The 286-nt window shown below is 74.8% G+C and carries 1 pseudogene; it reads left to right on the plus strand.

The window, feature by feature from the left end:
• Positions 1-240: pseudogene (locus BFF77_RS36085) on the plus strand (hypothetical protein); the annotation flags it as partial.
• Positions 241-286 lie beyond the last annotated feature (46 nt).

Consider the following 286-nt stretch of genomic DNA (forward strand, 5'->3'; position numbering starts at 1 on the left):
TTCGACGACGACTGCGGCCGGACCGAATTCGACGGCCCCGACTGGGAGCGGGCCCTCGCCGTCAACGAGGCCGTACGCCAGTGGCTCGCTCCGCACCGGGACTTCGAGACCCTCCCGTGGCCCCGGGGCAGGCCGTACCTCAAGCGGCTCGAAGCCATGAACGCCGAGCAGGGCCGCGCCTTTCTCGCCCGGTATCTGGCGGCCGACCACTGCCGCCCCGAGGAGGTGCCGATCCCCTGACCGACGCCCCGGCCGGCCCCGCCCCGGACGCGGACGGGGGCGGTTC

The organism is Streptomyces lushanensis (genome assembly GCF_001700515.1).
Lineage (GTDB): Bacteria > Actinomycetota > Actinomycetes > Streptomycetales > Streptomycetaceae > Streptomyces > Streptomyces lushanensis.